Origin of the sequence: Nocardia sp. NBC_00881, assembly GCF_045207455.1 — a bacterium.
Classification (GTDB): Bacteria; Actinomycetota; Actinomycetes; order Mycobacteriales; family Mycobacteriaceae; genus Nocardia.
The window spans coordinates 6,123,440-6,136,218 of sequence record NZ_CP108798.1; the positions used below are offsets into that span (position 1 = coordinate 6,123,440).

General features: G+C 65.9%; 11 protein-coding genes and 1 tRNA gene. 7 read left to right on the forward strand and 5 right to left on the reverse strand.

Going from position 1 to position 12,779, the window contains the following annotated elements; translation table 11 throughout:
• Positions 1-239: 239 nt before the first annotated feature.
• Entirely contained in the window at positions 240-2,603 is a 2,364-nt protein-coding gene (locus OH799_RS26355; RefSeq protein WP_406269268.1) for a DEAD/DEAH box helicase, read from the reverse strand.
• 436 nt (positions 2,604-3,039) lie between these two features.
• Between OH799_RS26355 and OH799_RS26360 the strand changes: the two genes are divergently transcribed.
• The 5 genes from OH799_RS26360 to OH799_RS26380 all read left to right on the forward strand — a co-directional run bounded on the left by OH799_RS26360 (position 3,040) and on the right by OH799_RS26380 (position 8,400).
• Positions 3,040-3,246, forward strand: a complete 207-nt coding sequence (locus OH799_RS26360; protein ID WP_011206895.1) for a cold-shock protein — start codon at positions 3,040-3,042, stop codon at positions 3,244-3,246.
• Positions 3,247-3,623: 377 nt separating this feature from the next.
• Positions 3,624-6,455 (forward strand): type I DNA topoisomerase, encoded by a 2,832-nt coding sequence (topA, locus tag OH799_RS26365; protein WP_406282598.1) that lies wholly within the window; start codon positions 3,624-3,626, stop codon positions 6,453-6,455.
• Between the two features lie 37 nt (positions 6,456-6,492).
• Positions 6,493-6,999: a DUF664 domain-containing protein gene (locus OH799_RS26370; protein WP_406269271.1), complete on the forward strand. Its 507-nt coding sequence runs from the start codon at positions 6,493-6,495 to the stop codon at positions 6,997-6,999.
• A gap of 63 nt (positions 7,000-7,062) precedes the next feature.
• Positions 7,063-8,262, forward strand: a complete 1,200-nt coding sequence (locus OH799_RS26375) for a DNA polymerase III subunit delta' (RefSeq protein WP_406282601.1) — start codon at positions 7,063-7,065, stop codon at positions 8,260-8,262.
• Between the two features lie 62 nt (positions 8,263-8,324).
• Positions 8,325-8,400: transfer RNA gene (locus tag OH799_RS26380), tRNA-Thr, on the forward strand.
• A gap of 353 nt (positions 8,401-8,753) precedes the next feature.
• Here the strand turns inward: OH799_RS26380 and OH799_RS26385 are convergent.
• From OH799_RS26385 to OH799_RS26395, 3 genes are read right to left on the reverse strand one after another with little or no spacing between them, the layout of a single operon-like run.
• Positions 8,754-9,251: a GNAT family N-acetyltransferase gene (locus tag OH799_RS26385; protein ID WP_406269274.1), complete on the reverse strand. Its 498-nt coding sequence runs from the start codon at positions 9,249-9,251 to the stop codon at positions 8,754-8,756.
• Positions 9,252-9,298: 47 nt separating this feature from the next.
• Positions 9,299-9,892, reverse strand: coding sequence for a sigma factor-like helix-turn-helix DNA-binding protein (locus tag OH799_RS26390; RefSeq protein ID WP_406269277.1), 594 nt, complete (start codon positions 9,890-9,892; stop codon positions 9,299-9,301).
• A 57-nt stretch (positions 9,893-9,949) separates the two neighbouring features.
• Entirely contained in the window at positions 9,950-10,177 is a 228-nt protein-coding gene (locus OH799_RS26395; RefSeq protein WP_406269280.1) for an RNA polymerase sigma factor, read from the reverse strand.
• Between the two features lie 302 nt (positions 10,178-10,479).
• Here OH799_RS26395 and OH799_RS26400 point away from each other — a divergent pair, with 302 nt between their 5' ends.
• Positions 10,480-10,788, forward strand: a complete 309-nt coding sequence (locus OH799_RS26400; protein ID WP_357263411.1) for a metalloregulator ArsR/SmtB family transcription factor — start codon at positions 10,480-10,482, stop codon at positions 10,786-10,788.
• Complete coding sequence (locus tag OH799_RS26405) at positions 10,785-11,321, forward strand: SRPBCC domain-containing protein (RefSeq protein ID WP_406269283.1); 537 nt, start codon at positions 10,785-10,787, stop codon at positions 11,319-11,321. Before OH799_RS26400 ends, OH799_RS26405 begins: the two co-directional genes overlap by 4 nt.
• Positions 11,322-11,644: 323 nt before the next feature.
• Here OH799_RS26405 and OH799_RS26410 read toward each other — a convergent pair whose 3' ends face one another.
• Entirely contained in the window at positions 11,645-12,697 is a 1,053-nt protein-coding gene (locus OH799_RS26410; protein WP_406269287.1) for an alpha/beta fold hydrolase, read from the reverse strand.
• Positions 12,698-12,779 lie beyond the last annotated feature (82 nt).

Sequence of the window (12,779 nt, forward strand, 5' to 3'; positions counted from 1 at the left end):
GCGGACTAGCGAATTCTCCGTGCGGAGGCGGATAACCGGAACGAATGAATGCGCATGTTCGCAAATGGCAGTGTGGCAATAGTTTAGTTAACATGAATCTATTCCTTTTTATTCGGAGAGGGGTGAAGCGGATCCATTCCACTCGAACGCACCTGGGTGATCCCGGAGATCTCCCGGGCGGGCGGGCAACCGGTTACATGCTCGGCTCGACGTCGTCATGAAATCGAGCGCGGCGGCTTTCACATCGCGGGCAGCTCGGCCAGCACGGCCGTGAGCAGCCGCGCCGCACCCGCCTTATTCAGCGGATGGTTCCCGTTGCCGCACTTGGGCGATTGGACGCAGGACGGGCACCCGCCCGCGCATCCGCACAGCTCGATGGCCGCGAGGGTCGCGGAAAGCCAGTGCCGCAGTCGGGCGAATCCCCGCTCGGCAAAGCCCGCCCCTCCGGGCTGGCCGTCGTGAACGAAGACGGTGGGCAGGCCGGTGTCCGGGTGCTCGGCGGTGGAGACACCGCCGATATCCCAGCGGTCGCAGGTCGCCACCAGGGGCAACAGGGCGATTGCCGCGTGCTCGGCCGCGTGCAGTGCTCCGGGAACGTCCTGAGGTTCGATTCCGGCCTGCGTCAATAACTCCGGCGTCACGGTGTACATTACCGCCGTGGTGGGCAGCGTCTGCGCGGGCAGATCGAGTTCGACCAGGTCGAGCACTTCGCCGGTGACCAGTGTGCGCAGGTAGCCGACCACCTGACTGGTGACCCGCACCTGGGCGAGTCCGGTCGTCACGTGACCGTGGCGGTGATGCTCGGTCACTGTGTCGATGGCGATCGAAGTGACCTGCCGCGCGCTGGTGGTCCATCCCGGTTCGGACGCGTGCACGAAGGCAACGCCGCCTTCGAGGTCCAGCTCGTCGACTACGTAGGTGTCGCCCTGGTGTAGGTGCACGGCACCCTCGTGCAGGGTCGCTGGTGCTCGGCCTGCGTCGGCGGTGCCGAGCAGCCTGCCGGTCTCGCCGTCCACGATGGCCACCGGATTCCCGATTCCACCGCGTACGTCGACCGCGTCGTGTGGCTGTGTATCGGCGGTCACGTACCACCGCGCGCCTTCCCGCACTGCGCGCCGCTTGATCACCCCCTTCTCGGCCAGGTCGTCCAGCACTTCGCGCGCGCCGAGTTCCGCTACCTCGGTATCGGTGAGCGGCAGTTCCAGCGCGGCACAGAGCAGTTGCGGCCCGAGCACATAGGGATTGTGCGGATCGGTGATGGTGGCCTCGACCGGCTTGTCCAGCAGCGCCTCCGGGTGGTGGACCAGGTAAGTGTCCAGCGGATCGTCCCTGGCCACGAGCAGGACCAGTGATCCATGGGTGCGCCGTCCGGCACGTCCGGCTTGCTGCCAGAAGGATGCGACGGTGCCGGGAAATCCGGAGATCACCACGGCGTCCAGCCCCGCGATATCGACCCCGAGTTCTAACGCGTTCGTGGTTGCCGCGCCGAGCAGCGACCCATCCGACAGCGCCGACTCCAGGTCACGCCGATCCTCCGCGAGATATCCCGCGCGATAGGACGCGACCCGCTCGGCCAGGGCCGGATCGACCTCGGTCAACCGCCTCCTTGCGTCCATCGCGGTCAGTTCGGCGGCTCGGCGCGAGCGCACGAACGCCAAGGTCCGTGCCCCTTCCGTCACCAAGTCGGCCAGGATCCGCGCCGCCTCCGCGGTGGCCGCCCGGCGTACCGGCGCGCCATTTTCGCCGGTCACCGTGGTGAGCAGGGGCGGCTCCCACAGTGCGATGGTCCGCGGACCCTGAGGGGAGCCGTCCTCGGTGACCGCGGCACAGGGCGCGCCGATCAGCCGGGACGCGGTCGCCGCTGGTTCGGCCGTGGTCGCCGAGCACAGCACGAACACCGGATCGGCGCCGTACCGTGCCGCGATCCGCCGCAGCCTGCGCAGCACCAACGCCACGTGCGAGCCGAAAACCCCACGATAGGCATGGCATTCGTCGACGACCACATAGCGCAACCTGCGCAGCACCCGGGCCCAGCGCTGGTGCGACCGCAGAATTCCCAGGTGGAGCATGTCCGGGTTGGTGAAAATCCACCGTGCGTTGGCGCGCACCCACTGTCGGATCTCAGCCGGGGTGTCGCCGTCGTAGGTGGCCGGATGGACGTCGCGCAGCGAACCCTCGTGGGTCAGCGCGCCGACGGCGCGAAGCTGATCGGCGCCCAACGCCTTGGTGGGCGCCAGATACAACGCGGTGGCCTTCGGATCCCGTTGCAGCGCGGTGAGCACCGGAAGCTGATACCCGAGCGACTTACCCGACGCGGTTCCGGTGCTGATGACCACATGTTTTCCCTGGTACGCGAGATCCGCCGTCCTGATTTGGTGAGTCCACGGCGTGTCGACGCCTGTGTCATGTAATGCCGTAACCACTTCCGGCGACGCCCATGTCGGCCAGGTGGTGACATCAGCGGCCCGCGCGGAGAGCTCGACGACATGGGTCAGCCTGGGGTCGTTATCCGGGACACCGATCAGGACACGATTCAGCAACGATGCGCCGTAGCTGAGGCCGGTTCGAGGCTCCGAATGGCCTGCCGACTCCGCCGGATTCATCAGACAGGCTCCGCGACACGCACGAATAGTGTGAAACGTGTGCGCTTGGGAAGGCCTACCTGCCATTTCGATACCCAATAGCGACCTGGGTCACAGCCCGTTTGCCGAACGATGACTCGGTTATCGAGGAGCAAACGAACTTCAGGTCCAGATTCGGCCATTGTGTCCCTTACCTGCGCATTCGCAAGATCAACTTTTTTGCAAATTGTCGCTAACTCGACTGTTGAATTGCTCGAAGACATGGTTCACTGGTTCCTGGTCGCAAGCTTCTGTGTTCGAGGGACGGATCCAAAGTCCAAACCGTCAGCAGGATCGATGTTGCGAACGGTGTGCTAGGTGCTTTCCTGCAGGGGGAACCAACAGTACAGCGGTCGGAACGGACCCGGTGGACGAACCCAGTTGTCCGCCGTTCCGGTAAGAAAAGAGAAGGAACAGAATGGCACAGGGAACTGTGAAGTGGTTCAACGCGGAGAAGGGGTTCGGCTTCATCGCGCCCGAGGACGGCTCCGCTGACGTCTTCGTCCACTACTCCGAGATCCAGGGTTCGGGCTTCCGTACCCTCGAGGAGAACCAGAAGGTCGAGTTCGAGGTCGGCCAGGGCACTAAGGGCCCACAGGCCACCGGAGTTCGCGCGCTCAGCTGAGTGCCGAAAGGATCCACCGCTCGTCCCTCACCGCCGATACCGGAGGTGGGGGACGAGCTATATCTGGGGTTGGACACGGCCCGCGCGAACGGTGGAAGGCCCGCCGGAGCACGCCGCGGCGCAGGTGTGGCGAAAAGACAAGGCATACTGATCCGCACTGACGCGCGTACGCTCAGTGGTTCGAGTCGCAAGCACTCGACCGCATGCGGCGTCAAGGTATAAACGTGTCTGGTGGCAACGTCCAGCTGTCGCCGCCGCTTGCCCCAGCCGCGCACAGCGCGAAACAACGCAGCGCGGGTCGATTAGGAAAGGTGTATTCGCCGGTGGCAACACGAGACCGCGGTGCAGCCGACCAGGGCCGTCCCCTGCGTCGTCTCGTGATCGTCGAGTCCCCGACCAAGGCCCGCAAGATCGCGCCCTACCTCGGTCGTAACTACATGGTCGAGGCGTCGGTCGGTCATATCCGGGATCTGCCGCGTGGCGCGGCGGATGTTCCCGCCAAGTACAAAGGGCAGTCCTGGGCGCGCCTCGGCGTAGACGTGGACAACGACTTCGAGCCCATCTATGTCGTCAGCCCGGACAAGAAGGCCAAGGTCACCGAGCTGAAGAGCCTGCTGAAGGACGCCGACGAACTCTATCTGGCCACCGACCCCGACCGCGAGGGCGAGGCCATCGCCTGGCACCTGCTCGAGACGCTCAAGCCCAAGGTGCCGGTCCGGCGAATGGTGTTCCATGAGATCACCGAGCCCGCCATCCAGGCAGCCGCCGCGGACACCCGCGAACTCGACAGCGACCTGGTCGACGCTCAGGAGACCCGTCGCATCCTGGACCGGCTCTACGGCTACGAGGTCAGCCCGGTGCTGTGGAAGAAGGTCATGCCCCGGCTATCGGCAGGCCGTGTGCAGTCGGTCGCCACCCGGGTGATCGTGCGACGTGAGCGCGAGCGGATGGCGTTCCGCTCGGCCGAGTACTGGGACATTGCCGCCAAGCTGGACGCGGGCACCGGCGAGGAAGCCGAGGCCGCCAACCCGAGGACCTTCGGCGCGCGACTGGTCGCGGTCGACGGCGCGAGGGTCGCATCCGGCCGGGATTTCGGTTCGGACGGACAACTCAAGGGCACCAATGGCGTCATCGTGCTGGACGAGGGCTACGCCCGGCGTCTCGCCGAGGGGCTGGACGGCGCCGACCTGGTGGTCTCCTCCGCGGAGGCCAAGCCGTACACCCGCAAGCCGTACCCGCCGTTCATGACCTCGACGCTGCAGCAGGAGGCCGGGCGAAAACTGCGCTTCACGTCCGAGCGGACCATGCGGGTCGCGCAGCGGCTGTATGAGAACGGCTACATCACCTATATGCGTACCGACTCGACCACGCTGTCGGAGTCGGCGATCGCCGCGGCTCGCTCACAGGCGACGCAACTGTACGGCGCCGAGTACGTGCACTCGACTGCGCGGCAATACAACCGCAAGGTGAAGAACGCGCAGGAGGCGCACGAGGCGATCCGGCCCGCCGGCGATACGTTTGCTACGCCTGGCCAGCTGCACTCGCGGCTGGACAACGACGAGTTCCGGCTGTACGAACTCATCTGGCAGCGCACCGTCGCCTCGCAGATGACCGACGCCAGGGGCACCACGCTGACGCTGCGTATCACCGGCGTCGCGGGCACGGGCGAGGAATGCGTGTTCTCCGCCTCCGGCCGCACCATCACCTTCCCCGGCTTCTTGAAGGCCTACGTGGAGAGCGTGGACGAGGAGGCGGGTGGTCAGTCCGACGACGCCGAATCGCGCCTGCCCGCGCTGGAGGAGGGGCAGGGCGTCACCGCGGTCGAGCTGAACCCTGATGGGCACAGCACGAATCCGCCCGCTCGCTACACCGAGGCGTCGCTGATCAAGACGCTCGAAGAACTCGGTATCGGTCGTCCGTCGACGTATTCGTCGATCATCAAGACGATCCTGGACCGCGGGTATGTGTACAAGCGCGGCAGCGCGCTGGTGCCATCCTGGGTCGCGTTCGCCGTGATCGGCCTGCTGGAAGAACATTTCGGTCGGCTGGTCGACTTCGATTTCACCGCCGCCATGGAGGACGATCTCGACGCCATAGCGGGCGGACGTGAGCAGCGCGGAAACTGGTTGTCCAGCTTCTACTTCGGTGGCGATCACGGCGTCGAGGGTTCGGTCGCGCGGTCGGGCGGGCTGAAGAAGATGGTCGGCGAGCGGCTCGACGACATCGACGCACGAGAGATCAACTCCATCAAGCTGTTCAGCGATTCCGAGGGACGTGACGTCGTCGTCCGAGTAGGCAAGTATGGGCCGTACTTGGAGCGGTTGGTCGCCAATCCCGATGATCCCGAAGGGGATTCGGTTTCGCAGCGGGCCAACCTGCCCGACGACCTTCCGCCGGATGAGCTGACGCCCGAGGTTGCCGAGAAGCTCTTCGCGACACCGCAGGAAGGACGTTCGCTCGGTATCGATCCCGAGTCGGGGCACGAGATCGTTGCCAAGGAAGGGCGTTTCGGTCCGTATGTCACCGAGATCCTGCCGGAGGACGGCCAGGTGCCCGCCAAGAAGACCGCGAAGAAGGCCGCCGCGCCGAAACCGCGCACCGGTTCCCTGTTCAAGTCGATGGACCTGGCGACCATAACGCTCGACGACGCGCTCGAGCTGCTGTCATTGCCGCGTGTGGTCGGTACCGACCCGGCCACCGGTGAGGAGATCACCGCGCAGAACGGGCGGTACGGGCCGTATCTGAAGAAGGGCACCGACTCGCGGTCGCTGAACACCGAGGATCAGATCTTCACCGTGTCGCTGGAAGAGGCGCTGAAGATCTACTCCGAGCCCAAGCGGCGCGGGCGGCAGGCCTCTACCGCGGCACCGCTGCGTGAGTTGGGGGACGACTCGGCCACCGGCAAGCCGATGGTGATCAAGGACGGCCGTTTCGGTCCGTACGTCACCGACGGTGAGACCAACGCGACGCTGCGCAAGGGTGACGAGATCGAGTCGATCACCCCGGAGCGAGCGATGGAGTTGCTCGCTGATCGGCGGGCGCGCGGACCGGTGAAGAAGGCGGCCAAGAAGACCGCGGCAAAGAAGACCCCGCCCAAGACAGCTGCTAAGAAGACCGCCGCCAAGAAGGCGACGACCACCAAGACGGTGGCCAAGAAGACAGCGGCGCAGAAGGCGACGGCGAAGAAGACCGGCACCGGAAGGTCGTGAATTCGCGCCGCGGGGTATCGGCCGTAGCCTGAGCGCCATGAGTACAGAACAGGAACGCGAGGATCTCGTGGCGATGCTCGCCGATCAGCGCGAGCTCTTCCGGATCACCCTGCGCGGCATCGACGACGAGCAGGCGCGGCGGTCGACCACGGTGAGCGAGTTGACCCTTGGCGGTCTGCTGCATCACCTGATCAGCTGTGAACAGCACTGGACCACGGTGATCGTGGAGCGCGATGAGCATGCGGAAATGGACCTCGCGAAGTTCGCGGGCGAGTACGTCATGGCGGCCGACGAGACCGTCGCCGGGCTGCTGGCTACCTGGGACGAGGTCGCCGCGGCGACGGCGGAGCTGATCCGTTGGGTGGACAGCCTGGACACCTCGATCCCCACACCGACCACGCCGTGGACGCCGGACCGAATCTGGCAGTCGGTGCGCTACACAGTGCTGCACATCCTGCGGGAGATCGCGCATCATTCCGGGCACGCCGATATCATCCGTGAGGCGCTCGACGGCGCGAACAGCACGCATCAGCGCGCCTCTTAGCCAGCGCGTACGGCGACCGATGTCCGGACAGATGTGTCGGTGTGGGCGGCTATGGTGTACGACGTGGCGGGTGTCTTCGATCGGTTGGTCGGCCAGGATACGGTCGAGTCCGAGCTGACGGCCGCTGCGATCGCGGCTCGCGGGGGCGTGGTCGCGGGAGCGATGACTCATTCGTGGCTGTTCACCGGACCGCCAGGATCGGGCAGATCCGTTGCGGCGCTGTGCTTCGCGGCCGCATTGCAGTGCACCGACCCGGAGATCCCTGGGTGTGGCAGGTGTCATGCTTGCACGACAACCATGGCGGGCACGCACGGCGACGTTCGTCGAGTGGTGCCCGAGGGACTGAGCATCAGCACCAAGGAGATGCGCGCGATCGTGCAGATCGCCTCGCGCAGGCCGAGCACGGGGCGTTGGCAAGTGGTCGTCATCGAGGACGGCGACCGGTTGACCGAGGCCGCGGGCAACGTGCTGTTGAAAGTGGTCGAGGAGCCGCCGGACCGGACGGTGTTCCTGCTCTGCGCGCCGTCGGTCGATCCCGAGGACATTTCCGTGACGCTGCGTTCTCGCTGCAGACACGTGCACTTGGTGACGCCGTCGGTACCCGCTATCGCGCGGGTGCTTCAGGAGCGCGACAAGCTGGACGAGAAGACCGCGACCTGGGCCGCCTCGATCAGCGGCGGACACGTTGGTCGCGCCCGCCGACTCGCCACCGACGAGGAAGCGCGCGCCCGACGTCAGCGCGCGTTAGCCCTGGTTGCCGCGGTGGGCCAGCCCGGCGCGGCTTACGCCGCCGCCGACGAGTTGGTGCGCGCGGCCGACGACGAGGCCAAGCAGATGAGCGGCGCCCGCGACGAACGCGAACGCGAAGAACTCGCCACCGCGCTGGGCGCGGGAGGCACCGGTAAGGGCGCGGCCGGTGCCACCCGCGGGTCCGCGGGTGTACTCAAAGACCTGGAACGGCGACAGAAATCCCGTGCCACCCGCACCGGACGCGATGCCCTCGACCGCGCCCTGATCGACGTAGCGGGCGTCTACCGCGATGCACTGGCCATCCGGTTCGGCGCCGCTGGCAACGGTTCCGGCGTCGCCCTCACCCACCCGGACCTGTCCGACCAGATCCGCGACCTCGCCGCGCGGGTGCGTCCCGAGGGCCTGCTCAGTTCCATCGAGGCTGTCCTCGCTTGCCGCGAAGCCCTCGACTTGAACGTGAAACCCCGCTTCGCCCTTGCCGCCATGGCCGCGGCCCTGATCGCGGCCCAATGACCGTGACCACCCGTTTTCGCGATCCGGGCCGGAGACGATAGACTCGCGTGGCCGAGAGGCACGCCGCCTTAGCTCAGTCGGTAGAGCGCTTCACTCGTAATGAAAAGGTCGGGGGTTCGATTCCCCCAGGCGGCTCCATCAAATCTCACCATGCAGGTAAGGCATATTTCCAAGGGTGCCTGACCCATTCGAGGTGCAGTTCGGCCGGTTTCCGGGAGGGGCGGCGAGTTCGCAGCGCCTGGCCGGAACCGTCCGAGCGCTCGAGCTTGTTCGGCGAGCGGGGTCGAGCTCACGGTCAGCACCCCGACGGTCGCGGTCGCGGAGGTCGATTTCTCGGGTGATGAGCGCGAATGCGCCGACGATCTCGAATACCCGGAACACCTGGCCGTCGGTGGCAACCAGGTTATGTCACCGACGTTGCGCACCCACACGGTCCAGCCCATTTTCGTCAGTTGCACGGAGGGCAGGGGCTGATCGAGCGATCTCAGAGCTCAGTCCAGGTCGAGTTCGTAGTACAGCGACAGCGGACCTTGCCCACGGCCCTCGTGGCAATCGAAGCCGTGTTTTTCGTAGACGCGGCGCGCGGCATGATCGGCATCGGTGGTGGTCAGATCGATATAGGTCGCACCGCGTTGTCGGGCGTGGTCCAGGATCACCGAGAGGAACGCCGAGCCGATTCCGCGCCCACGGAGCTGGGGAACCACGTAGAACTCGGCAAGATACGCTTCTGCGGCCGTCGACCAAGTACTCGTCCGGAATCTGAGTACCGCAACCCCGACGGCGGGTTCACCGACGAGCAGCACACTCGTATCCCCACCGGCGATCAGGGCGGACAGGTGCCCTGCCAGCCAGGTCGGCTCGGGCGCCGGGTCGTCATATTCCCGGTTGAAGTCCACCAGCAACTGGGCGGCGGCGACCAAGTCGCCGGCCTCGGCCAGTTTCACCGGAGGTGTCGTGTCGCTCGGGTCGGTTGCGCGGGTGCTGTTCATTCGTTTCCTTCGACGACTCGGCACCGTTGGCGCCGTCATGTATGCCCTTAGAGCCCCTGATCTGCGGCGAGAGTGCGGATTCCGGTCGACGGTCGAGCGCGACCGATGGTAGTCCGCAGTTGATCGAGGTGGCGCCCGCGCCCCTCGCAGAACCGGAGATGCTCGAGGAATCGCGCTTCCGACGCGGCGTCCATAACGCCTTCCAAGAAGTCGGTAACCAATTCGACGAACTCGTTACAGTGCAGTTCTCGCACGGTCGCTCCTTTCCGTCGTGTCCGGGGCGCGGGCGCACCGCTGGCGATGAAACACTCCGCGAGCTTGCTTCGGACGACAGCACGAGCACGATGCAGGAGCACGCGTTGGTTCGCAGCAGAAATCTCGAGTACCGAGCACACCTCGTCAGGAGTGTGACCCAGTACGTTCCGCATGGTGATCACCACACGTTGCCGGGCGGGTAACGATGCCAACGCGGCGGTGATCACAGATCTGACTTCACCATCGAGCACGGCGTCTTCAGGTGAGGGCCACGCGGCGGGAAGGATCTGCCAATGCCCCGGGTATGCGCCGCCGGGACCTTGGAACAAACTCGGGTCGACCGTCGGTCCGAGATCGTCCGCAGGCAACAGGGAACTCACCGGCACACTGCGAATCTCCTTGGCGCCCCGCCGCTTTGCGATATTGACCAGATTCCGGTACACCTACGTCTTCAGCGTGCTGCGCCCTTCGAAGCCGTCGATACCACAAATTACCGCCAGCCAGGTCTCCTGTACGACCTCGGACGCAGACGCATGGGTCGAGACGTATTCCTGTGCCAGTCGAAGCATGCCGCCCGACCACAAATCGAGGATAAACTCGAACGCCGCGTCGTCCCTGGCTCGTAGCTTGGCTGCCAGATCCACGTCGTTCGTAATCTCCGGTTTGCGCATCCGTTCCTCTACTGCTGGTACCGGGCGAGCATGGCGCGATCGGCCGTCATCTACGGTACGAGGACGCCTTTGATCATCGGGATCGCGGCTCAGTATCGCATCGACCCGCGACAGAGGCGTCCATCGGTCAGACGCCGATGGCCTGCGCATGAGTGCTAGGGCGGCTGGGCCCGACAATCACGCCGAGGTCGCCTCCATCCCCCCGCCGTCGACGTAAGCGGGACAGGCCCCGGAGAGTTCGGAGGCCCATATATTCCTTGACAGTTATATAACTGCGATGGAATGATAGGAGCGTGACCACGTTGACCGCTTTCCATGTCCTGGCCGAGCCGAACCGGCGGGCAATTCTGGATGTGCTGCGGGATGGGGAGCGGCCGGTGGGGGCGCTGGTGGAGCGGCTGCGGATGAGTCAGCCCGCGGTGTCCAAGCATCTGCGGGTGCTGAAGGAGGCCGGGCTGGTGGAGGTTCGGTCCGACGCCCAGCGCCGGTTCTATCGGATCCGGCCCGAGCCACTGGTCGAGCTCGATGACTGGCTGGAGCCGTATCGCCGACTGTGGGCCACGCATCTCGATCGACTGGAAGAACATCTCGACCGACGGAGGAAGCAATGACCGACGCAATACTTCTCGCCGATGGCGCGCGACCAGCCGTGCGACTCGAACGTGACCTTCCCGACCCGCCGTTGGTGGTGTGGCAGGCGATTACCGATCGCGCCGAGCTCCGGGCGTGGTTTCCCTGCGACGTGATCGTGGAAGATGGGGCATGGCGCGTCGGCGCATCGATCACCTTCCGTTTCTCGCCTGAGGACGCCGAGATTGCGCTCACCGGCGAAGTGCTCGCGGTCGATGAGCCGAAGTATTTGGCATACACCTGGGGAGACGAGCGGTTGCGGTTCGAGTTGTCACCGCAGAATGGTGGAACCCGACTTGTGCTGATCAACGAGCTGGCGCCGGATGTTGCAGCCCGCAATGCCGCCGGCTGGGATACCTGCTTGGACCAGCTCGCCGGTCTCGCGCCTGCACCGGAGGCATGGCGTCCGCGCTTCGAGGTATATTCGGCCGAGTTCGAACCCGTCATCGGCCCGCAGCAGGGCCCGCCTCTGGAAGATCGGGGTGACGAGACGTCGGTATCCGAGAGTGCGTGATATTCCGCTGCGGGACGAGCGGGGGAAAGTCGCGGGATCGACTGGCAGAATCTCCGCTTTACTGCCCACTGTGGTGCGACACGCTACGTAGTACGTATGTCCGAACCGGGGCTCAGGGCGCCCATGGTCCGATGCCACCGATCTTTACGATTCGGATGCGGGTGAGCAGGCCGGGCGGGGGGTAGGCGGGTGGGAATTCAGCGTTCGCGCTGGCCGGCGTCTTGGCCATTTCGGTCGGGAGTTCGGGGGCGCCGCCTTCGACGATGCGAGCGGTTCCGGTGACCGACAGGTCCGTTGATCGGCCAAGGGCAACGTTCTCGAGGTCAGCCCGCGGCGGCGGAGCGTACGTGGGCGCGTTGGGCGATGCTCGCCAATTCCTTGTTGAAGCGGTCGGCGGCCTCGATGTTGCCCAGGTGGCCGGTGGGCCACACGTGGTACGCGGCCAGATGGCCGGTGTCGGTGAGGATGTCGGCGATGCGGCGCGACATCCGCTCGGGCAGCAGACGGTCGTGCGCGCCCGCGATCACCGTGGTGGGGACGGTGAGGTGCGCGGCGGCGCCGGTGAGATCCATGTCGGCGAGCGCGGCGGCATGCCTGCCGCGGGTGAGCGGGCGACAGGACCGCACGATGCCGAGCGCGAAGACCACCTCGTCCACGGTCGCGTTCCTGGACATCACGCGCGCCTTGAGCAGTGCGGCAACGGGCCAGCCGCCGGGCAACGGCACCGGGGCGGTGAGGAGGGTCTCGGCGACGATGCTCGGCATGCGTACGCTGGCGCCGAGTACCGTGACCGGCCGGTTTGCCAGGGTCAGCGGCTTGTTCAGCAGCGGGAGCAGGTCGGTGTCGTAGCGGATGTTACCTGGGGAGGTGTTCAACAGAACGACCGCGGCGGCCCGCTGGCGCACCTGCTCGGGATAGCGATCGGCCCACGCCTGCAGGGCGATTCCGCCCATGCTGTGGCCCGCGAGCACCGCTCGCTGCCCGGGGCGGAGCGTGGCGTCCAGGACGGACGACAGGTCGTCGGCCAGCGTCTCTTTGCAGGGCAGGACTGGGCCGAGTTCGCTCTCGCCGTGGCCGCGCTGGTCGTAGCAGATCACGCGATACCGGTCGGCGAAGGCGTTGATCTGGGGATTCCAGTACTCGATGCTGCAGCTCCAGCCGTGAATCAGGACGATGACGTCGCCGTCCGCGGGACCATAGGCGTGCACTCGCAGGCGGGCGCCGTCCTTCGTGGTGACCGGGATGACCGCACACGCAGCGGTAGGGGGATTCAGTGCCGCGGTCCGATAGGTGCGAGATCGCAGTCCCGCCCGGTAAGCGGCGGTCAGCGCGCCATTGCGCGCGTCCGCCAGCGTCCTCATCGACTTCACCAGCATCGAGCACTCCTTTGTGTCCACCGCCACAGTACAACGCAAGCAAGGTGCTTGCTACTGCAAGCACGCCATGGCGGAATTCCTG